This is a genomic window from Bosea sp. 29B (assembly GCF_902506165.1).
Classification (GTDB): Bacteria; Pseudomonadota; Alphaproteobacteria; order Rhizobiales; family Beijerinckiaceae; genus Allobosea.
Genome location: NZ_LR733817.1, coordinates 4,949,961 through 4,970,934, shown reverse-complemented (window position 1 = coordinate 4,970,934; position 20,974 = coordinate 4,949,961). Strand labels below are relative to the sequence as shown.

At 67.2% G+C, this 20,974-nt stretch carries 20 protein-coding genes; 7 read left to right on the top strand and 13 right to left on the bottom strand.

Annotated features, from left to right (window positions below; genetic code table 11):
- Positions 1-20 precede the first annotated feature (20 nt).
- Genes GV161_RS24140 through aspS form a run of 4 tightly spaced genes read right to left on the bottom strand, consistent with a single transcriptional unit; the run spans position 21 to position 3,445 of the window.
- Positions 21-938: a glycosyltransferase family 2 protein gene (locus GV161_RS24140; RefSeq protein ID WP_152014463.1), complete on the bottom strand. Its 918-nt coding sequence runs from the start codon at positions 936-938 to the stop codon at positions 21-23.
- A gap of 43 nt (positions 939-981) precedes the next feature.
- Positions 982-1,281: a hypothetical protein gene (locus GV161_RS24135; RefSeq protein WP_152014462.1), complete on the bottom strand. Its 300-nt coding sequence runs from the start codon at positions 1,279-1,281 to the stop codon at positions 982-984.
- Positions 1,282-1,287: 6 nt separating this feature from the next.
- Entirely contained in the window at positions 1,288-1,659 is a 372-nt protein-coding gene (locus tag GV161_RS24130) for a hypothetical protein (RefSeq protein WP_152014461.1), read from the bottom strand.
- 7 nt (positions 1,660-1,666) lie between these two features.
- Positions 1,667-3,445 (bottom strand): aspartate--tRNA ligase, encoded by a 1,779-nt coding sequence (aspS, locus tag GV161_RS24125; protein ID WP_152014936.1) that lies wholly within the window; start codon positions 3,443-3,445, stop codon positions 1,667-1,669.
- 141 nt (positions 3,446-3,586) lie between these two features.
- Here aspS and rnd point away from each other — a divergent pair, with 141 nt between their 5' ends.
- Positions 3,587-4,726 (top strand): ribonuclease D, encoded by a 1,140-nt coding sequence (gene rnd, locus GV161_RS24120; RefSeq protein ID WP_152014460.1) that lies wholly within the window; start codon positions 3,587-3,589, stop codon positions 4,724-4,726.
- Between the two features lie 115 nt (positions 4,727-4,841).
- Positions 4,842-5,618: a DUF4239 domain-containing protein gene (locus GV161_RS24115; protein WP_152014459.1), complete on the top strand. Its 777-nt coding sequence runs from the start codon at positions 4,842-4,844 to the stop codon at positions 5,616-5,618.
- Between the two features lie 15 nt (positions 5,619-5,633).
- On the opposite strand, the gene ppx is transcribed toward GV161_RS24115, so the two are convergent.
- The 3 genes from ppx to GV161_RS24100 form a co-directional block, all read right to left on the bottom strand.
- On the bottom strand, positions 5,634-7,196 hold the full coding sequence (ppx, locus tag GV161_RS24110) for an exopolyphosphatase (protein WP_152014458.1): 1,563 nt from the start codon (positions 7,194-7,196) through the stop codon (positions 5,634-5,636).
- Positions 7,132-9,348, bottom strand: coding sequence for an RNA degradosome polyphosphate kinase (locus GV161_RS24105; RefSeq protein ID WP_152014457.1), 2,217 nt, complete (start codon positions 9,346-9,348; stop codon positions 7,132-7,134). The genes ppx and GV161_RS24105 overlap by 65 nt, the downstream gene beginning before the upstream one ends.
- A 145-nt stretch (positions 9,349-9,493) precedes the next feature.
- On the bottom strand, positions 9,494-10,174 hold the full coding sequence (locus GV161_RS24100; protein WP_152014456.1) for a TetR/AcrR family transcriptional regulator: 681 nt from the start codon (positions 10,172-10,174) through the stop codon (positions 9,494-9,496).
- 299 nt (positions 10,175-10,473) lie between these two features.
- Here GV161_RS24100 and GV161_RS24095 point away from each other — a divergent pair, with 299 nt between their 5' ends.
- Together GV161_RS24095 and GV161_RS24090 are read left to right on the top strand one after the other, a co-directional pair.
- A complete protein-coding gene (locus GV161_RS24095) occupies positions 10,474-10,965 on the top strand; it encodes a hypothetical protein (protein WP_244624052.1) in 492 nt (163 codons plus the stop codon).
- 82 nt (positions 10,966-11,047) lie between these two features.
- On the top strand, positions 11,048-12,280 hold the full coding sequence (locus GV161_RS24090) for an acyl-CoA desaturase (RefSeq protein ID WP_244624051.1): 1,233 nt from the start codon (positions 11,048-11,050) through the stop codon (positions 12,278-12,280).
- Between the two features lie 4 nt (positions 12,281-12,284).
- Here GV161_RS24090 and GV161_RS24085 read toward each other — a convergent pair whose 3' ends face one another.
- The 3 genes from GV161_RS24085 to GV161_RS24075 all read right to left on the bottom strand — a co-directional run bounded on the left by GV161_RS24085 (position 12,285) and on the right by GV161_RS24075 (position 14,665).
- Positions 12,285-12,962: a hypothetical protein gene (locus tag GV161_RS24085; RefSeq protein WP_152014453.1), complete on the bottom strand. Its 678-nt coding sequence runs from the start codon at positions 12,960-12,962 to the stop codon at positions 12,285-12,287.
- Positions 12,963-12,969: 7 nt separating this feature from the next.
- A complete protein-coding gene (locus GV161_RS24080; RefSeq protein WP_152014452.1) occupies positions 12,970-14,064 on the bottom strand; it encodes an AI-2E family transporter in 1,095 nt (364 codons plus the stop codon).
- Positions 14,065-14,134: 70 nt separating this feature from the next.
- On the bottom strand, positions 14,135-14,665 hold the full coding sequence (locus tag GV161_RS24075; RefSeq protein ID WP_152014451.1) for a CDP-alcohol phosphatidyltransferase family protein: 531 nt from the start codon (positions 14,663-14,665) through the stop codon (positions 14,135-14,137).
- Between the two features lie 183 nt (positions 14,666-14,848).
- Between GV161_RS24075 and purM the strand changes: the two genes are divergently transcribed.
- Entirely contained in the window at positions 14,849-15,919 is a 1,071-nt protein-coding gene (gene purM, locus GV161_RS24070) for a phosphoribosylformylglycinamidine cyclo-ligase (RefSeq protein ID WP_152014450.1), read from the top strand.
- On the top strand, positions 15,916-16,536 hold the full coding sequence (gene purN / locus GV161_RS24065; protein WP_152014449.1) for a phosphoribosylglycinamide formyltransferase: 621 nt from the start codon (positions 15,916-15,918) through the stop codon (positions 16,534-16,536). The genes purM and purN overlap by 4 nt, the downstream gene beginning before the upstream one ends.
- A gap of 133 nt (positions 16,537-16,669) precedes the next feature.
- Here the strand turns inward: purN and GV161_RS24060 are convergent, their stop codons facing one another.
- Positions 16,670-17,416 carry a YafY family protein gene (locus tag GV161_RS24060; RefSeq protein ID WP_152014448.1) on the bottom strand — a complete coding sequence of 249 codons (747 nt, stop codon included), beginning with the start codon at positions 17,414-17,416 and terminating at the stop codon, positions 16,670-16,672.
- 123 nt (positions 17,417-17,539) lie between these two features.
- On the opposite strand from GV161_RS24060, the gene GV161_RS24055 reads away from it, so the two are divergent.
- Positions 17,540-18,247: a glutathione S-transferase family protein gene (locus tag GV161_RS24055; protein ID WP_152014447.1), complete on the top strand. Its 708-nt coding sequence runs from the start codon at positions 17,540-17,542 to the stop codon at positions 18,245-18,247.
- A gap of 12 nt (positions 18,248-18,259) precedes the next feature.
- Here the strand turns inward: GV161_RS24055 and GV161_RS24050 are convergent, their stop codons facing one another.
- The gene (locus GV161_RS24050) at positions 18,260-18,571 is read right to left on the bottom strand and encodes a hypothetical protein (protein WP_152014446.1); all 312 of its coding nucleotides are present in this window, start codon (positions 18,569-18,571) and stop codon (positions 18,260-18,262) included.
- Positions 18,572-18,742: 171 nt separating this feature from the next.
- Entirely contained in the window at positions 18,743-20,833 is a 2,091-nt protein-coding gene (locus GV161_RS24045) for a molybdopterin-dependent oxidoreductase (protein ID WP_152014445.1), read from the bottom strand.
- Between the last annotated feature and the right edge of the window lie 141 nt (positions 20,834-20,974).

Below are 20,974 nucleotides of genomic sequence, written 5' to 3'. Positions count from 1 at the left end.
TCGCTCGAAAATGCTCCAAATCATCGCGAGACAGGGTCCGCATCAGCGAGGAGCGGCTGCTCGCTCAGCCCCTGTCGCGCCAGCGCACTGCGGCCGGCCCGGCCGGCGAGCGTGCCCAGGGCCGAGCCGGCATGGGCGTACATCTTGTCGCGATTCAAGATCAGGCCGTAACCGATTGCCTTGGCGAGGTTTTCGGCGATCTTTCCTGAACCTGGCAGCGGCAGCCCCCATTTGCGTGCGACATGGCATTCCGACCAGGCGAGATGCCAGCGCGCCGTGAAACGGCGTTGCGGCGATGGCGCGCTCGACTTGCCGCGCCCATGCCGGGCGCCAGCGGCGTCGACATGGACCAGCGCCTGGCCGGCCTCGCGCAGGCGACGGCAGAGATCGTCATCCTCGTAGAACAGGAAGATCGCGGGATCGAAGCCCCCGAGCCCCAGGAAGACCTCGCGCCGCAGCAGCAGGCAGGCGCCCGACAGGAAGGGCAGGCAGGCATCGCCCTCAGGCAGGACGATCCGGCGCGCCCGGTTGAGATGATCGGGCGAGAGCAGCGAGCGTGGCTGCAGGAAGATCCGGCCCGACGGCTCGACCAGCCGCGGCGCAAAGGCGGCCGCGTCAGGATAAGCTTCCGCCGCCGCCAGCAGGGCTGCGACCGCCCCGGGCTGGATTTCGAGATCGGGATTGACGATCAGGACGAAGGGCGTCGTCGCCGCGCGCCCCCCCTGGTTGTTGGCGCGGCCATAGCCCTCGTTGCGCGCGTTGCGCAGGACCTGGGCACCATGGCTTGCAGCGAGCTCCGGCGAAGCGTCGCTGCTGGCATTGTCGACGACGATGGTCGCAACGCCCTCGCCTGCCAGCGCAGCGAGGCAGGCCGGCAGCACCTGCTCGCTGTCGAAGCTGACGACGATGGCGGTGACGTCGATAGCGGAATGGCTCATGGCCTGCATCTGCGCGGGATGAGCAGCTTTCGGCAAGAGCCGATCAGCGCTTGGAACCCAGGCGCAACTCCGCCTGTAGTCGCTCGCGCTCGGACGCCTCGCAGCGGCGCGGCGCGTTGTAGGACTTCACCGCATAGCTCGCATTGGCGGCGACGAAGCGGCCGCGCTGCTCGGCCGGCAGTCGCGCGATGATACCTCCCCGGTCGACCCTCAGCCCGCAATCATAGGCCCGCGAGACCTGCGCGGCCGTGAACTCGGGCGTGCCGGGCATCGGCCCGACGGCGGTGCAGCCGGCAAGGCCGATTGCCGCGAGCGCGACGAGACTGGGCTTCGGCAGAGTCATGGACGGTCAGGGCGCTTCGAAGCGGCCGGCGCGGACATCGTTCATCTTGCCGCGCAGCGTCGCCCGCTCCTCGGCGGTGCAGGGCTGCGGACGGATGTCCTGGTTGATCGTCTCGGCCTCGGAGATCGAGACATAGGCCGAGCGGGCCGCGGCAAGCTGATCGTCGCTCGCCCCGCGCGCCTTCTCGGCGGCGAGGAAGCGGTCCAGCGTCGTGCGCTGGGGTGAGCCGGCCTTGCAGGCGATGGCGCGCGACACGGTCGTCGCCAGCAGTGAGGCGCGCCCGGCGGCGGTCTCGGCGTGGCCGGCGACGCAGGCGCCGAGCGGCAGCGCGACGAAACAGGCGAGCAGCAAGGCTCGCCCGGCAGGCAGGAAGGCCATGGGTCGCTCAGCCTTCCTTTTCGGGCAGGTTCACGCGCAGATGCGCTTCGCGCAGCTGCTTCGGCGTCGCCGGCGAGGGCGCGCCCATCAGGAGGTCGACGGCCTGCTGGTTCATCGGGAACAGCGCGACCTCGCGCAGGTTCGTCGCGCCGGCGAGCAGCATGATGATGCGGTCGACGCCGGCAGCCATGCCACCGTGTGGCGGAGCGCCATACTGGAAGGCGCGGTACATGCCGCCGAAGCGCTCGATCACCGTCTCCTCGCCATAGCCGGCGATCTCGAAGGCCTTCACCATCGCCTCGGGGCGGTGGTTGCGGATGCCGCCGGAAGCGAGCTCGTAGCCGTTGCAGGCGATGTCGTACTGGAAGGCCTTGATCGTTAGCGGATCATCCTCCGTCAGCGACTTCAGGCCGCCCTGCGGCATCGAGAAGGGGTTGTGCGAGAAGTCGACCTTCTTTTCGTCCTCGTTCCACTCGAACATCGGGAAATCGACGATCCAGGCGAAGGCGAAGGCGTTCTCGTCGATCAGCCCGAGCTCGGAACCAACCTTGTTCCGGGCGCTGCCGGCGAACTTGTAGAACTTGTCGGGATCGCCCGCGGCGAAGAAGCAGGCGTCGCCGGCCTTCAGGCCCATCTGGGCGACGATTCCCGCGACGCGCTCGGGGCCGATGTTGTTGGCGATGGGGCCTTGGCCCTCGCCGCCTTCCTTGACCATCAGATAGCCGAGGCCAGGCTGGCCCTCGCCCTGCGCCCAGGAGTTCATCCGGTCGCAGAAGGCGCGGGAGCCGCCGCCTGGCGCAGGGATCGCCCAGACGCGGTTCTTCTCACCCTCGAGGATGCGGGCGAAGACCTTGAAGCCCGAGCCGCGGAAATGCTCGGAAACGTCCTGCATCTCGATCGGGTTACGCAGGTCAGGCTTGTCGGAACCGTATTTGCGCAGCGCCTCGGCATAGGGGATGCGCGGCCAGTTCCTGGTGACGGACTTGCCCTCGCCGAATTCCTCGAAGACGCCGGCGATCACCGGCTCCATGGTGGCGAAGACGTCTTCCTGCTCGACGAAGCTCATCTCGACGTCGAGCTGGTAGAACTCGCCCGGCAGGCGGTCGGCGCGCGGGTCTTCGTCACGGAAGCAGGGCGCGATCTGGAAGTAGCGGTCGAAGCCCGCCATCATCATCAGCTGCTTGTACTGCTGCGGCGCCTGCGGCAGGGCGTAGAACTTGCCTGGATGCAGGCGGCTCGGCACCAGGAAGTCGCGCGCGCCCTCAGGCGACGACGCGGTCAGGATCGGCGTCTGGAACTCGGAGAAGCCGGACGACTTCATGCGCTGGCGCAGCGAGTCGATCACCTTGGTGCGCAGCATGATGTTGCTGTGCAGCTTGTCGCGGCGCAGGTCGAGGAAACGGTACTTCAGGCGGGTGTCCTCGGGATATTCGAGGTCACCGAAGACCGGCAGCGGCAACTCGGCCGAGGGGCCCAGCACTTCGAGCGCCGTGGCGAAGACCTCGACGGCGCCGGTGGCGAGGTTGGCGTTCTCGGTGCCGGCGAGGCGCGGCTTGACCTTGCCGTCGATGCGGATGACCCATTCCGAGCGGGCCTTCTCGGCATCGGCGAAGGCCGGCGAATCCGGATCGACCACGACCTGGGTCAGGCCGTAATGGTCGCGCAGATCGATGAAGAGCACGCCGCCATGGTCGCGGATGCGATGGCACCAGCCGGAGAGGCGCACGGACGCGCCGATATCGCTCTCGCGGAGCGCGCCGCAGGTGTGGGAACGGTAGCGATGCAGGGTCACGGGTTCAGCTTTCCGGGCGTCCATGCGGCCGTGGTCGGGCGCGCAAGCGATTTGGCGCCGTAACCACACGCGCGCGGCGCGGTTGTCAAGAACGCCCGCGACATGGCGCGCTTTCATCTGCTAAGAGCGCCTGCCATGAAGCTGATCAATACCACCGAAGAGCTGGCTGACGCCTGCTCCCGCCTCGCCGCGCACCCGTTCGTCACCGTCGACACCGAATTCCTGCGCGAGACGACCTATTACCCGAAGCTCTGCCTGGTCCAGATCGCTTCGCCGGACGAGGCCGTCATGGTCGACCCGTTGGCCGAGGGGCTCGATCTCGCCCCCTTCATGGCGCTGATGACCGACCAGAACGTGGTCAAGGTCTTCCATGCCGCCCGGCAGGACCTCGAAATCGTCTGGATGCTCGGCCGCGTGCTGCCGACGCCGCTGTTCGACACGCAGGTCGCGGCCATGGTCTGCGGCTATGGCGACTCGGTCGGCTACGAGCAGCTGGTCAACGACCTCGCCAAGGCGCGCGTCGACAAGTCCTCGCGCTTCACCGACTGGTCGCGCCGCCCGCTCAGCGAGGCGCAGCTGGTCTATGCCGAATCGGATGTCACCCATCTGCGCGACATCTACCTCGCGCTGCAGGCCGATCTCGCCGCCAGCGGCCGCGAGAGCTGGGTCGCCGAGGAGATGGCGGTGCTGAATTCGCCCGGCACCTACGAGGTCAAGCCCGAGAATGCCTGGCAACGGCTCAAGGGGCGCCTGCGCAAGCCAAAGGAGCTGGCGGTGCTGATGGAGCTCGCCGCCTGGCGCGAGCGCGAGGCGCAGCATCGCGACGTGCCGCGCCAGCGTGTGCTCAAGGACGATGCGCTGATGGACATCGTCCAGCGCGCGCCGCGCTCAACCGAGGCGCTCGGCGAATTGCGCTCCGTGCCGAACGGCTTCGAACGCTCGCGCGCCGGCGGCGAGGTGCTCGCCGCGATCGAGCGGGCGCTGGCGATCGATCCGCGCGACCTGCCCCGGCTGGAGCGCGAGCGCGGCCGGCCAGGCAACGGCGCCGTGCTCGACCTGCTCAAGGTGCTGCTCAAGGCGACTGCCGATGCCGAGCGCGTCGCGCCGAAGATCATCGCCTCCACCGACGACCTCGAGGAGATCGCCGGTAACGACGAAGCGGATGTGCCGGCGCTGCATGGCTGGCGCCGCGAGATCTTCGGCGAGAAGGCGCTGGCGCTGAAGAACGGCTCGCTCTCGCTCAAGATCGTGCGCGGGCGGGTAACGGTCGGCTAGACGGTCACCACCGGGAAAGCCTGTTCCGGTCTATTCGGAAGGCGGGGCTTGTCCGGCGCGACGAAACTGAGGTCTGTTGCGATCGTTCGAGCGCTGACAGATTCCCGGGGGCGACGTGTTCATCCTGTTCCATCAATTGCCGCTGGCGGCGATGTTCCTCGCCGTGCTGGCGCTGAGCCTTGCGGTCTGCTGGCTGCTGATCGGCCTCGTGCGCTTCGCCATTCCACGGCTCGGCTACCGGCTGGACCAGCCGCTGCCGATCCGCGATTCCGTCATCAATGCCTGCGGAGGGTTGTTCGCGCTGATCGTCGCCTTCTCGGCCGCCGGCATCTGGAACGATGCCGTGTCGGCCCGCACGGCGGTACAGCGTGAGGCCGATGCGGTCGAGACCGCGCTCACCCTTTCGGTGGTGCTGCCGGAGGAGACGCGGTCCGAGCTGACCAGCGGGCTACAGGCCTATCTGCGCGAGGTCGTCGCGATCGACTGGCCGGCGATGGCCAGAAGCAGGCTGCTCAGCGACCCCGTCTTCGATCAGTCGGAAAAGCACTTGCTCGGCGCCATCCATCTGGTGTCCCGGCAAAATGCCGCGGCGGCCTATTCGCCGCTGCTCAACCAGCTTCTCGAGATCCGTCACGCCCGACAGGCGCGGCTGGCAGCCTCGATCGCCGGCATCACCTGGGCGCAATGGTTCGCGATGTGGCTGATCTCGACGACGACATTGCTCGCAATCATCATCTGCAACAGCCACGCCTTGCGCACGCAGATCGTGGCCGCGCATCTCTATCTGCTGGTCGCCTCGGCCGCCTATTTCGTCATCCTGGCGCATGACCGGCCCTTCGTCGGCCGGATCTCGATCCAGCCGACGGCCTTCCAGGGCCTGATAACGCGCTAGAAAAGATCTCGCGGCTCAGCGAAGGTCGATCTCGCGCCCGAGCAGCTTGGCGAGCTGCTTCAGCCGCCCGGTAACGCGTTCGCTCGCCAGCGACTTCAGATCATCCGGCAGGCGCAGGACGAGCCGGCTATCGACGCAGGCCAGCGGCGCCCGCGACAGGATGCCCGGCATGCCGGCCGAGATCAGATAAGCGACCCTGAAGGCCGCGGCGAGGATGTGCATGCGTTCGAGCAGGCGCATCGTCAGCAGCCGCCGCAGCCCTTCGGCCGCCGGCGCCGAGGCCTTCAGGCCGGCATAGCGATAGAACGCCGTCAGCGCCAGGAAGGCGCGGCCGGCATGATCGACGCCGCTGAACGAGGCATGGGCGATGACGTTCAGCGTCTGCTCGCCGCGATAGTCGGGATGGGCGCGCCAGCCGATGTCGGAGAGCAGGCAGGCAGCGAGCTGCAGCCGCTGCAAGGCCGGGTCGTCGTGCGGATAGGCGCTGGCGACGAGCTTGTCGGTCCAGGTGATCAAGTCGGCGGCATGGCGCGGATCGCGAGCACGCAGCTGGTTGTAGTCCTCGGCGCCGCGCAGCAGCGCGTCGGCAGAGCGCTCGCTTTCGTCGAGCTGCTCGTGCAGCAGGCCTTCGCGCACGCCATTGGCGGAGATCACGACATTGCGCGGCCGGCCGCGCTTGATGATCTGGTCGAGCACCAGCGCGCCATAGGCGAGCAGCGGACGCCGTGCCGAGGAGACCGCCTCGATCGCTTCCAGCATCGAGGCGTCGGCGCGCTCGACCAGCCGGACGAAGTCGCTCGCCTCGCGCGCCGGCACGATATAGCCGTGCATGACGTTGAGCGGGTAGCCCGACTGGCGCTGATGCAGGGTCGCCAGCGCACGCCAGGTGCCGCCGACGGCGTAGAAATCGCGCCCGCGCATGGCGGCGAGCTGCGGGTGATGGTCGAGATCGTCGCGGACGATCTTCTCGGCCGCCTTCATCGAGCTCCTCGAGCGGTCGATCAGCGCCAGGCCGCCGAGCGGCAGGCTGATCCCCTCCCCGACCTTGTCGCCGTCGACCGAGATCAGCTCGAGCGAGCCACCGCCGAGGTCGCCGACGACGCCATGCGGCTGGTCGAAGCCGGAGATCACGCCGAGCGCCGAGAGATAGGCCTCGCGGTCGCCGGAGATCAGCTCGATCTTCTGGCCGACGGCCGCTTCCGCCCGTGCGATGAAGTCGGGGCCATTCGAGGCATAGCGGGCCGCCGCCGTGGCGATGACCCTGAGCTGCCCGACATGCATCGCCTCGCAGAGGATGCGGAAGCGCACCAGCGCCGAGAGCGCCTTGTCGATCGCATCCTGCGCCAGCATGCCGGTCGAGGCGACCTGCCGGCCGAGGCCCGCCATCTCCTTCTCGTTGAAGACCTGCGCGGGCGCCCGCGACAGATTCTCGTAGACGACGAGACGGACCGAGTTCGAGCCGATGTCGATGATCGCAATGGTGTCGTCGACGCTCAGCCGGCCCGAAGCCTGCTCAGGCCTTCTTGCCGGCGCGGCGGGAGAGGCTGCGAGGGCTCGAACTGGAGAGAGATTTACCACGACCAGACAGGCTCGGATTCGTCATGAAATACTTGTGGGCGTTGAACGACTCTTCGGCCGATGGCGGGACAATGCGTCGCGAGCCGCCATCGGGCAAGATGGTCCAGCTCTGTTCGTTGTCGAGAAAGTTCGCCAGCATGATCTGCTCGAGCATCTGCTGGTGGACTGTCGCGTTCAGAATCGGCGTCAGCGCCTCGACGCGGCGGTCGAGATTGCGCGGCATCAGATCGGCCGAGGAAATGTAGAGCTTGGCCTTGGCCGAGGGCATGCCGTGGCCGGCGCCGAAGGCATAGACGCGGGTGTGTTCCAGGAAGCGCCCGACGATCGACTTGACGCGGATATTGTCGGAGAGCCCTGGCACGCCGGGCCTGAGGCAGCAGATGCCGCGCACGACGAAGTCGATCTGCACGCCGGCCTGGCTGGCGTCGTAGAGCGCGTCGATGATCTCGGGATCGACCAGCGAGTTGCACTTGCCCCAGATCGCGCCCCTGCGGCCGGCCTTCACATGCGCGACCTCCTCGGCGATGTCGTCGAGCAGGCGCTTCTTCAGGTTGACCGGCGAGACCGCCATGCGCTCAAGCTCGGCCGGCTCGGCATAGCCGGTGATGAAGTTGAAGATGCGGGCGACGTCCTGCGCCATCACCGGGTCGGCGGTGAAGAAGGAGACGTCGGTATAGATGCGCGCCGTGATCGGGTGGTAGTTGCCGGTCGCGATATGGCAATAGGTTGCGAACTGGCCGGCCTCGCGGCGCACCACCATCGAGAGCTTGGCGTGGGTCTTGAGCTCGATGAAGCCGTAGACGACCTGGACGCCGGCGCGCTCGAGATCCTTGGCCCAGCGGATGTTCGCTTCTTCGTCGAAGCGCGCCTTGAGCTCGACCAGCGCGGTCACCGACTTGCCGGCCTCGGCGGCCTCCGCCAGGGCCTGGACGATCGGCGAGTTCGAGGAGGTGCGATAGAGCGTCTGCTTGATCGCGACCACGTTGGGATCGCGCGCCGCCTGCTGCAGGAACTGCACGACGACGTCGAAGCTCTCATAGGGGTGGTGGACGATCAGGTCCTTCTGGCGGATGGCGGCGAAGCAGTCGCCGCCATGCTCGCGGATGCGCTCGGGAAAGCGGGCATTATAGGGCTTGAACTTCAGGTCCGGCCGGTCGGCGCCAACGAGCTGGGACAATTCGTTCAGGGCGATCATGCCATCGACGACCACGATCTCGTCAGGATCGACCTTGAGCTCGCGGATGATCATGCTGCGCAGATGCGCCGGCATGTCGGAATGGAGCTCGAGACGGATGACGACGCCGCGGCGACGCTGCTTCAGCATGGTCTCGAAGACGCGGACCAGGTCCTCCGCCTCCTCCTCGATGTCGAGGTCGGAGTCGCGGATGATGCGGAAGGAGCCGGTCCCCTTGACCTCGTAGCCAGGAAAGAGCTTGGCGATGAAGAGCGAGACAAGATCCTCCAGCATGATGAAGCGCTGGACGCCCTCGCGGGCAAGGTCAGGCAGTTCGATGAAGCGGTCCACCTTCACCGGCACGCGGATCAGCGCGTCGAGCGCGCGCCCGTCGCTGACCCGCTCAAGAGCGAGCGCGATGGTGAAGCCGAGATTGGGGATGAACGGGAAGGGATGGGCCGGGTCGATCGCCAGCGGCGTCAGCACCGGGAAGACATAGTGCAAGAAGCGGTCTTCCAGCCAGATGCGGTCCTGCGCGCCGATATCAGCGGGGCGCAGCAGCATGATGCGGTTCGCTTCCAGGTCCTGCTTCAGCTCGGTCCAGCGGATCTGCTGGTCGCGGGTCAGGGCCGCGACACCCTCGCCCAGGGCCGCGAGCTGCTCGGCCGGGCTGAGGCCATCCTGGCTCGGCGTCACCACGCCCGCCTTGAGCTGCTCGCGCAGGCCGGAGACGCGGACCATGAAGAACTCGTCGAGATTGTTCGCCGAGATCGAGAGGAAGCGCAGCTGCTCGAGCAGCGGATGGTTGCGGTTGGAGGCTTCCTCCATCACCCGGCGATTGAACTGCAGCCATGACAGCTCGCGATTCATGAAGCGCTTCGGCGATTGCCTGAGCTCCTCGTCGAGATGCAGGTCTGCAGCCGAGGGAACCGGGGCTACCGTCTTCGGGACCGGCAATTCCGCCACATCTTGGGTCATGCGCTTTGCTCTCGCTGTCGACGCCGCTCGTGCCACTGCCGGTCCTGTAGCTGTGCTATGTGTCGGTTTGCTTGCAGCCGAAGCGGCCGCCCTCGCCTTGAAGCCATCGTAGCGTGACGGTTCGATGACAGGCGAGACGCAAACGTCATGAACGCTCTTCGCTCACCGGATGTTTCAGCAAGCCGGCGAGGAAAAGATCGAGCGAGCGTTCCATCACGTTCTCGGCTTCGTTCTCCGCGATACCCCAACTCGGGAACTGCCCGTCGATCAGCATGCGCGCCAGGCCGTAGACCAGCGCCCGCCCGGTGATCTGGATCAGTTGCGGATCGCCGACGCGCAGGAGCCCGCGCCGGCCCGCCTCCTCGAGCAGGCTGACCATTTGCGCCTGGATCTGGGCATTGTCTGCGCCCAGCGAGGCCGAGCCGGCGAAATCGATCGCCCGGCGCGAAGAGATGATCTCGAAATGCGTCGGATTGCGCCTCGCCCAGTCGAGGAAGGCCTTGCCGATGGCGCGGATGCGCCGGATCGGGTCATCGCTGGTCTCGCGAGCCAGCGCGGCGGCGATCTCGACCCGGAAGCGCGCCATCGCCTCCTCGGCCACCGCCGTCATCAACGCCACTTTGTCGGGGAAATGCCGGAAGGGCGCCGCCGGCGAGACGCCGACGCGGCGCGCGACCTCGCGAATGCTGACCGCATCGAGCCCGCCTTCGGCAGCCAGCGCCAGCCCTTCCGCGATCAGCGCCTCGCGCAGATTGCCGTGATGATAGGACGAGGCGCTCGCTGCGTTCCCGCTCGGTCCCGTCCGATTCGCTTTCGTCGTGCTCATCGCAGCGAGCCTAGCCGAGTTCCCCGGCCAACAGCAGCCGAGCTTAAGCCGCCATACCGGGCCATCACGATCATGTAATCGCCGATTACATTCCATTGCCATCCCTCCATTAGAATGTAATCATTGATTACATTCTAATGGCACTCAAGCGGGTAGCGACAATGTCGAACGAACCAAAACGCAGCCCGGCACTTCCGATTGGCCTGGAAGGCTGGCCGCTATTGGGCGCGCTCACTGCAATCCTGACCATCGCAGCCCTTGCCGCGTTTGTTTCCGCTGGCAGCAGCGAGGGCATTCGCATGGCCATTCGGCTGACAGCGCGGACCTCGCTCGTCCTCTTCCTGCTTGCCTTCACCGCCTCTGCGCTGTTCCGCATCTGCCCCAATCCGTGGACGCGCTGGCAGCTGCGCAACCGGCGACAGCTCGGCCTCAGCTTCGCCGTCTCGCATCTGCTGCACGCCATCGCTATCGTCGCGCTTGCCGTCACCGATCCGAAGCTGTTCGCGGAGCTGGGCGGGTCGAGCATGCTGGTCGCCGGCGGCAGCGCCTATCTCGTGATCGTGGCGATGGCGGCGACCTCCTTCGATCGGACGGCCGCATGGATCGGCGCCGTCGCCTGGCGCCGCCTGCACCTGTTCGGCGCCTGGTACATCTGGCTGAGCTTCATGGTCACCTTCGGCAAGCGCGCCCAGCTCGACATGGCGTACTGGCCGTTCATCGCTGCGCTACTCAGCGCCGCCGCGCTGCGCATGGTCGTCAATTTCCCGCCATTTCCTGTGCTGCGACGCTGACGGCGCTTGCACCCGTTACGCCCCTGCTGTTTGGTCGGCATGTGAATCCCGCATGCCTTCAAACGTAGTCCAGAGAGCGAACTTGTCAGAGCAGAACCAGCAAGCCGACGACCACGGCGACATCGTCTACCCCTCGGCCATTCCCTTCGTGCTGGCGCATCTGGCCTGCTTTGGTGCGCTCTGGAGCGGCGTCAGCGCGACCTCGCTCTGGCTCGCCTTCGGTCTCTACTGGCTGCGCATGTTCGCGGTGACCGGCGGCTACCACCGCTACTTCTCGCACCGGACCTACAAGACCAGCCGGGCCGGCCAGTTCGTGCTCGCCCTCTTCGCCCAGTCGACGGCGCAGAAGAGCGTGATCTGGTGGGCCTCGAAGCACCGGCACCACCACCGCTTCTCCGACACAGAGCACGACGTGCACTCGCCGGTGCTGACCTCGTTCTTCTACTCCCATGTCGGCTGGATCTTCAGCAACGGCCATGATCGCTGCGACACCTCCACCGTCACCGACCTGACGCGCTTTCCCGAGCTCGCCTTCCTGCACCGGTTCGAATTGCTGCCGGCCTTCGCGCTGGCGCTGATCTGCTTTGCCATCGATGGCTGGAGCGGGCTGTTCGTCGGCTTCTTCTGGTCGACGGTCGCGGTCTACCACGGCACCTTCTGCATCAACTCGCTGGCGCATGTGCATGGCGACAAGGACTATGTCACCGGCGACGAGAGCCGGAACAACTGGTGGTTGGCGATCATCACCATGGGCGAAGGCTGGCACAACAATCACCACGCCTATCAGTACAGCGTCCGCCAGGGTTTTCGCTGGTGGCAGTGGGATCCGACCTATTACCTGATCCTCGGCCTGTCGAAGCTGCGCCTGACCTGGGATCTGAAGGCGCCGCCGCAGGCCGTGGTCGAGCGCTCGCAGGCGCTGCCGCCGCGCGTGATCGAGCGCTCGGCCGAGCGGCTCGCCGCCTCCGTCCCGGTGGAGCGCATCGTCCAATCCGTGCGCGACGCCTATGCCAACGTGCCCGGCCTGCCCGAGCTGCACCTGCCGACGCTGACGCTGCCGGAGTTCCGCGAAGCGCTCGCCGCCCTCCAGGCGCGGGCCAGCGAGCAACTGCATGCGATGCAGGCGCAGGCGCAGGACGCGATTGCGCAATGGCACATGCCGACCCTGCCGAGCCGCGAGGAATTGACCGAGAAGGCAGCCGCCATGTTCGTCAAGACGCCGTCGCTCGACGCGATCGCGGCGCGGGCGCACGACCTGCTGATCGAGACGATCCATGCCCGCCTGACCGGCACGGCGAATACGGCGAAGGCCTAAAGCCTCACTCGTCCGGGAAAAGCGAGGCGACCACCTCGGTGGCCATGGCGCGGGTGACGCGCCGGCCACGCTCGAGCGAAAGCCTGTCGAGTGCGTCGACAAGATCGCGCGCCGCGGCGAAGGAGCGCTCCATCCGCAGCGCCAGCGCTTCGATCGTGCCGGTGTCGACGATAAGTTGGCGGTCGACGAAGAGCTTGACCAAAAGCGCGCGCAGCAGTGCATCGTCCGGCGGCGCGATCTCGGCCTGCGGCGCCAGGCGCAGGCGCGAGAGCAGGTCCGGCACCTTCAGGCCCCATTGCCCCGGCTCCGTCCGTGCCGTCAGCAGCACGGAGGCGCCGCGCGCCTTGGTGGCGTTGAGCAGATGGAACAGCGCCGGCTCGTCGAGCGGAGCGCGGTCGCAATCCTCGATCACCAGCGCGCCACCTGAAGCCAGATGCGGCACCTTGGCCTCGTCGAGCTCGGCGGCGGACAGCGTCCAGGCATGGGCACGCGCCGCCCAGATCGCGGCGAGATGCGTCTTGCCCGCCCCTTCCGGGCCGACCAGACGCAGCCAGGAGGCCGGCCAGCCCGGCCAGCTCTCGATCAGTCCATAGGCCTGCTCATTCGAGGGGCCGACGAGGAAATCCTCGACGCCGTGGCGGCTGTCGACCGGCAGGTCGAAGGCGAGCTGGCGCGGCTTCACCGGCGGCTCAGGGTTCGGCACGGGGCACAGGTACCTGGCCGGTGTGGCCGCGATAATAAGGGCTGGCGAGATATTGCCGCAGCACGAAGCGGGCGAGCACGCCGATGATCGCCGCCAGCGGCACGGCGAGCAGCAGGCCGACGAAGCCGAAGAGCGAGCCGAAGGCGAGCAGCGCGAACATCAGCCAGACCGGATGCACGCCGATCGAGTCGCCGACGAGCTTGGGCTGCAGGATGTTGCCTTCGATGAACTGGCCGATGGCGAAGACGGCGAGCGTCAACAGCGGCATCGTCCAGTCCGGCCAGAACTGCACGGTGGCGACGCCGACGGAGAGCACGAGGCCGGTCAGCGAGCCGACATAGGGGATGAAGGAGAGGAAGCCGCTGATGATGCCGATCAGCGCGCCGAAATTGACGCCGACCAGCGACAGCCCGATCGCGTAGAACGTCCCGAGCAGCAGGCAGACCAGCGCCTGACCGCGCAGGAAGCCAGCGATGGCGACGTCCATCTCGTGCAGCAGGCCGCGGATCGTGTCGCGATGATCGAGCGGCAGCCAGCTATCGACCGTCGCGACCATGCGGTCCCAGTCGGCGAGCAGGTAGAAGGCGATGACGGGGGTGAGCACCAGCAGCGAGAACACGCCGATGATGGCCGTGCCGCCCGACCAGAGCGAGCCCAGGAGCTTGCCGACCCAGCTCGTCGCCTCGCCGACGAGGTTGCCGAGCGAGCTCTGGGCATCCTGCGCCAGCTTGGCGCCGCCGAAGCGCTCGATCAGAGGCGCGCCGCGCTCCATGATCAGCGCCTGCAATTTGGCCGCGTCGCCCGGCAGGCGCGCCACCAGCCCGGCGAGCTGCTGGCTGAGCAGCGGGGCGAGCAGCACCAGCCCGGCGACGAAGACGAGCAGGAACAGGCAGAGGATCGCGATCGTCGCGGTGAGCCGGCTGAGGCCCCAGCGCTCCAGCCGGTCGGCCAGCGGATCGAGCAGATAAGCCAGCGCCAGCGCCGCGATGAAGGGCAGCAGCACATCGCGGAACAGCATCAGCGCGAGCACGAGGACAGCGAGGGCAAGCAGCCAGAAGAGCAGTTGACGCTGAAGACTCATGCACTCGCCTCTACGGAACCTCTCGGTCCCTGATTATGGTGATCCGCCGGGGATCATCCAAGCTGTCGGTTCAGCCGGCCATGTGCCGCAGCCAGAGCGCGAGGTAGGCGCCCATGGAGGCGAGCGTCAAGGCCGCAACGATGATCTGCGCCGCAGGCATGATGGCGCCGACGTCGATCTCGAAGGATTTCGAACCGAGCACCAGCGCCGCGAAGACCAATTGGGCGGCGGTGTTGAGCTTGCTGACGACGATGGGCGCGATCGTCACCGGCTTCTCCAACAGCCAGGACAGGATGACCGCCGTGACGATCATCAGGTCGCGCGAGACGACGACGATCACCAGCCAGACCGGGATGATGCCGATGATGGCGAGGGTTATGTAGATCGAGACGATCAGCGCCTTGTCGGCGAGCGGATCGAGATAGGCGCCGAGCTCGCTCTTCATGTCGAAGCGCTTGGCGATGAAGCCGTCGATCGCATCGGAGACACCGGCCGCGACGAAGAGGAAAAAGGCTTCGTCCCAGCGGGCATTGACGATCATGACGATCACCAGCGGCACCAGGATCAGCCGGGCGATGGTGATCAGGTTCGGAAGCGTCATCGCGGGAAACCTGCCGACTGAATCGCAGCTCAGGGTAGAACATGGACGGGAGAAGTGCGAAACGCTTTCGCAGAAGGGCTTGCCCGCAGCCCTGCCCTTGCCTATTCGCTCGCGCAGCATGAGCAGTATCTGGTCAGGTCGAAGCGACCTGATCCGTAAAACAGGCTCTAAGGAGCGAAGCCGATGACCAAACCGGGCGCCAACGGGCTGACCTATGCGCAGGCGGGCGTCGACATCGATGCCGGCAATGCCATGGTCGATGCGATCAAGCCGCTGGTGCGCTCGACGCGCCGGCCCGGCGCCGACGCGGAGATCGGCGGCTTCGGCGGATTGTTCGATCTCAAGGCCGCCGGCTTCAGCGACCCGATCCTGGTCGCGGCCAATGACGGCGTCGGCACCAAGGTCAAAATCGCGATCGAGAGCGGCCGGCATTCGACCATCGGCATCGACCTCGTCGCCATGTGCGTCAACGACCTCGTTGTCCAGGGCGCCGAGCCGCTGCTCTTCCTCGACTATTACGCCACCGGCAAGCTCGACCCGAAGGCCGGCGTCGAGATCGTCCGCGGCATCGCCGAGGGCTGCCGCCAGGCCGGCTGCGCCCTGATCGGCGGCGAGACCGCCGAGATGCCGGGCATGTATGCCGGCAACGACTACGACCTTGCCGGCTTTGCCGTCGGCGCCGCCGAGCGCGGCACGCTGCTGCCGCGCGCCGATGTCATCGCCGGGGACGTCGTGCTCGGCCTGCCCTCCTCCGGCGTGCACTCGAACGGCTATTCGCTGGTCCGCCGCATCGTCGCGCTCTCGGGCCTCGCCTGGGAGGCGCCCGCCCCCTTCGCCTCGGACAAGACGGTGGCCGAGGCGCTGCTCGAGCCGACCCGGATCTATGTGAAGAGCCTGCTGCAGGCACTGAAGGCGGCGCCGGGCATCAAGGCGCTCGCCCACATCACCGGCGGCGGCTTCCCCGACAACATCCCGCGCGTGCTGCCCGACGATCTCGGCGTTGCGATCGACCTGCCGGCGATCAGCGTCCCGCCGGTGTTCGGCTGGCTCGCCCAGGTCGGCGGCGTCGCCGAGCGCGAGATGCTGCGCACCTTCAATTGCGGCATCGGCATGATCGTCGTCGCCGAGGCGGCGCAGGCGGATGCCGTCATGGCAGCGCTGGCTGAAGCTGGCGAGAAGCCGGTGCGACTCGGCGAGGTCACGGCGCGCGGCGCCGAGGAGGCTGTCACCTATCGCGGGAAGCTCGCCCTGTGAGCACGGCAAGGCGGGTTCGGACCGCGATCCTGATCTCCGGGCGCGGTTCCAACATGATCGCGCTGATCGAAGCGGCCACGGCTGCCGACTTTCCGGCTGAGATCGTGCTGGTCGCCGCCAATCTGCCGGATGCTGGCGGGCTGGAGCGGGCGGCCGCAGCCGGCATCGCCACGGCCAGCGTCGACCACCGCCCCTTCGGCAAAGACCGCGAGGCTTTCGAGCGGGCGCTGGACGCGGAACTGCAGGCTCACGGCATCGAACTCGTTGTGCTCGCCGGCTTCATGCGCGTGCTGACCTCATGGTTCGTGACGCGCTGGCAGGGCCGGATGATCAACATCCACCCGTCGCTGCTGCCCGACTTCCGCGGCACCCACACCCATGCGCGTGCGCTCGAAGCCGGCGTCGCCGAGCATGGCTGCACCGTGCATTTCGTCGTGCCCGAGCTCGACGCCGGGCCGACCATCCTGCAGGCCAGAGTGCCCGTGCTGCCCGGCGACGACGAGGCCAGCCTGTCGGCGCGGGTGCTGGAACAGGAGCACCGGATCTACCCGCAGGCGCTGGCGCTGGTGGCGTCCGGGGCGGCCAGGCTGGAAGACGGGACGGCGGTCGGCGCTTAGCTTCCCCCATGCGTCATCCTCGGGCGGAGCGAAGCGCAGACCCGGGAATCTTATGACGAGAAGGCGCTGACTGGAGCCTCCTCCGGCCAGAGATGCTCGGGTCAAGCCCGAGCATGACGCACCCGCCCCGTCGCTACTGCACCGGCACCGCCTCACCCTGCAAGCCGTGCTGCTCCATCGCCCGGCGGGCGGCAGCCTCCTGCTCCTCCTTCTGCCAGCGCCGAAACAGGTCGGCGCGGCGGGCGGGATAGCGCTCCTCGCGGGCGGTGAGCTCGGCGATGCGGTCGGTGCGGAAATGGCGGAAGGCCTGCCTAAGCTCGCACCAGGCGATGACGACGCGGACCCGGTCGAAGAAGGTCATGCCGATCGGCCAGATCATCCGCCGCGATTCGGCGCCAGCCTCGTCGCGATAGGCGATGTCGAGCTTGCGGCCATTGCGGATCGCGGCGCGGATCGCCGCGGCGTCGACCTGGTCGACGATCGCCGAATCCTTGCAATAGGCCGGCGCGAACAGCGCGCCGTCGAGCAGGATCGGACGCAAATGCGGCGGCAGCACCGCCGCGACCTTAGCGACGACGTCCTCGGCGGCGCGCGCCAACGTCGGATCGGCGCGCTCCGAGAGCCAGCGCATGCCGACCAGCACCGCCTCGATCTCGTCGGGCGAGAACATCAGCGGCGGCAGGTCGAAGCCGGCGTCGAGGACATAACCGATGCCGGCCTCACCGCGTACCGGCACGCCCTGGCGCAACAGCGCGGCGATGTCGCGATAGACGGTGCGGACCGAGACATCGAGCTCGGAAGCGAGCGTCTCGGCGGTGACGGGGCGACGCCGGCGGCGCAGCCCCTGAATCAGATCGAGCAAACGTTCAGCACGCTGCATGGCATAGTTCCGCTGATAGGAAGATGGCGTAAGCTCATCCTGCTCTACTCGCCCTGACATCAATTGTCAGGAGCGTGGCAGCAGCGCATGCTGCATACCGAATGCATCGGTCGGGGAGGAAACATGCTGGAGCTTCACGTCTTCGGGCCCGCCTTCGGCCAGCCCGACCCCAGCCCGTTCTGCATGAAGGGCATCATTCTGATGGAGATGTCCGGCCTGCCCTATCGCCGCGTACGCGGCAATCTGCAGAAGGCGCCGAAGGGCAAGTTCCCGGTGCTCCGCGACGGTGACAAGACAATCCCCGACACCACCTTCATCCGGATGTATCTGGAGCGGAATTACGGGGTCGATTTTGACAAGGGCCTGTCAGCCGAGCAGCGCGGCACGGCCTGGGCGGTCGAGAAGATGCTCGAGGATCAGGTCTACTGGCTGGTGGTGCAGGAGCGCTGGGCAAATCCTGCCAATTTCGACCGCGGACCGCGCCGCTTCTTCGACGCCGTGCCCGCACCGCTGCGGCCGCTGGTCATCGCGATGATCAAGCGCCGGATCAGCCGTAACCTGCATGGCCACGGCATCGGCCGTCACAGCGACGCCGAGCGGCTGGAGCTGGGGCGGCGGGCGCTCGACGCGCTCGCCGGAATCCTTGGCGGCAATCCCTACCTGACCGGGCCCGATCCATCCGGGGCCGATGCGACGCTCGGTGCCTTCATGATCGCAGGGCTATGCGACGTCTTCGACTCGCCGATCCGTGGCGCGCTGCAGGAGCACGCCAACCTCGTCGCCTATGCCGGGCGCATGCGCTCGCGCTATTTCAAGGACGAGGCGGCGTAGGCCGCCGTCCTGTCAGGGCCGCTTGAGCTTGCAGCGGTCGATGAACTCGAAGCCCTTCTCGCGGGCCGAGTCGTTGAAATAGCCGGTGTCGCGGAAGGCCTGGAGCTCGTCCTTGGTCATGGCGTTGACCGTGCCCTTTGCGTAGCAGCTGCACGGGGTGTGCACGGCCTCGCGGGTCGTGCTCATCAGCTGCGACTGGGTGACCAGGCAGGCGTCGAAGGCACGCAGCTGGATCATGTAGGGCGTCAGGTTCTTCGCCGTCGGGTCCGGCGGCGGCAGGGAACTCGTGCTGCCGGCAGCCAGCGCCGCTCCGGCGGAAACCAACAAGGACAACCCAGCAGCCCAGAGGACCGCACCAACCCGCCGCTTGATCATTGTTCGCACTGTCCGTTTCCGCGGCCGAGCCCGGGAGACCCGAATCTCCCCTTGACAGGCCATGCCGTCGCCCGGGCGCGGATGGTCCATAGCGCCAGCGAAAAAGCAATGACGCAAAGGTCACACCGCCTTGCGAATCCAGACCTTGTTGTCGTGGAAGGCGGCGCCGCCATAGGGCGCCGGCGAGTCGGCGCCGGTGATGGTGTTGATGCCGCGGCCGCCGCGATGGGCGCCGTTCGGCCAGATCGACTCGGCGATGGCAACACCGCGTACCAGCCCGTCGAACAGCACCGCGTCGAGCTCGACCGAGCCGCGCCGATTGCCGACGGTGACATGATCGCCTGCGGCGATGCCGAGCGCCGCCGCATCAGCCGGGTGCAGCATCAAGGTCGGCGCGCCCTCCTTCTTCTGCGAGGTCGGCGTCTCGGTGAAGCTCGAATTCAGGAAGTTGCGGGCCGGGCTGGTGGCGAGCCGGAACGGATGCTCGGCGTCGGCCGCTTCGATCACCGCCCAATGATCGGGCAATGAGGGCAGTGTCTCGTGCGGGCCGACCAGGCCGGCATTGCTGTTCGGCACCTTGGTCCAGTCCGGCTTGAAACGGAACTTGCCGCCCGGCCAGCCGAAGCCCTTGAGGTAATGCGCCGTCTCGAAATCCGGCTGGATGTCGATGAAATCATTGGCGACCAGCTCTTCCAGCGTGCCGCGGCCGGTTTCCTGCAAGGTCCAGTCGACGATCTCGCGCGGGGTCATCGCGAAGCCGCGATGCTCGGCGCCGAGGCGCTGCGCCAGGGCGCAGATCACCTCATGGTTGGAGCGGCACTCGCCCGGCGGGTCGACGAGCTTGCCGCCCCACATGATGTGCTGGTGGCCGCCGCCCTGGTAGAGGTCGTCATGCTCCATGAACTGCGTCGCCGGCAGCACGATGTCGGCCATCTGCGCAGTCTCGGTCATGAACTGCTCGTGCACGACGGTGAAGAGGTCGTCGCTGGCAAAGCCGCGCTTCACCAGCTCCTGCTCGGGCGCGACCGTGACCGGATTGGTGTTCTGGATGAACAGCGCCTTGACCGGCCCGCCCTGGCGCAGTGCCTGCGCATCGCCGGTGAGGACGCGGCCAATCTGCGACTGGTCGAGCTGACGGACATTGCGGTCGATCTTGTCGAGGCCCTCGATCAGGCCCTTGCGCCATTTGTAGATGCCGCTGTTCGAGTGGAAGGCGCCGCCGCCCTCGTATTGCCAGGCGCCGGTCACAGTCGGGATGCACGATGCCGCGTGAATATTGACCACGCCGTTGCGCTGGCGGGCAAAGCCGTAGCCGAGCCGGAAGAAGCTCTTCTTGCGGGTACCGATAAGGGTAGCGAATTCCTCGATCTCGGCGACTGAGAGGCCGGTGATCGCCGCCGCCCATTCCGGCGTGCGGGTGGAAAGATGGGCCTCCAGCTCCTCCGGAGCATCCGCGAAGCGGGCGAGATAGTCGCGGTCGGCATGGCCGTCGCGGAAGAGCACATGCATGACGGCGCAAGCGAGCGCACCGTCGGTGCCGGGCTTGAGCACGAGCGGGAGATCAGCCTGGTCGAGCGTGGCGTTGCGGTAGATGTCGATCGCGACGATCTTCGCGCCCCGCTCCTTCCGCGCCTTGACGGCGTGGTGCATGACGTTGACCTGCGTGTGCACCGGGTTCGTGCCCCAGATCACCACGCAATCCGACTTGGCCATCTCGCGCGGATCGGGGCCGGCGAGCCGGCCGGTACCGGCGATGAAGCCGGTCCAGGCCGTCGTCGTGCAGATCGTCGAGAACTGGCCGGAATAGCGCTTGGCGTGACGCAGGCGATTGATGCCGTCGCGCATCACGAGGCCCATGGTGCCGGCATAGTAATAGGGCCAGACCGCCTCGGCGCCGTGTTCGGCCTCGATCGCAAGGAAACGCCGGGCGATCTCGTCCAGTGCCTCGTCCCAGGAGATGCGCTCGAAGGCGCCGGAGCCCTTCGGGCCGGTGCGGCGCAGCGGATGCAGCAGCCGGTCCGGGTGATGGATGCGCTCGGCGTAGCGGGCGACCTTGGCGCAGATCACACCGTCCGTGTAGCTCTGGCGCTTGTTGCCGCGGACACGGCCGATCGTCCTGCCGTCGATGACCTCGACCTCGAGCGAGCAGGCCGAGGGGCAATCATGCGGGCAGACCGAAGGCAGGCGCGCGATACGGGGAAGCTCTGTCATGCCTCCTTCCTAGAACAGGTCCAGGGTCGGCGGAAGCGGGGCGGTTGCATTGTCCTGCGGCGGCGGCGCAAGGTGCCTTTATCCGGCGGCTGGGGATTCGGCCGGGCCATCAGCCAAACGAGCAGCGATGCCGCAGGCGGC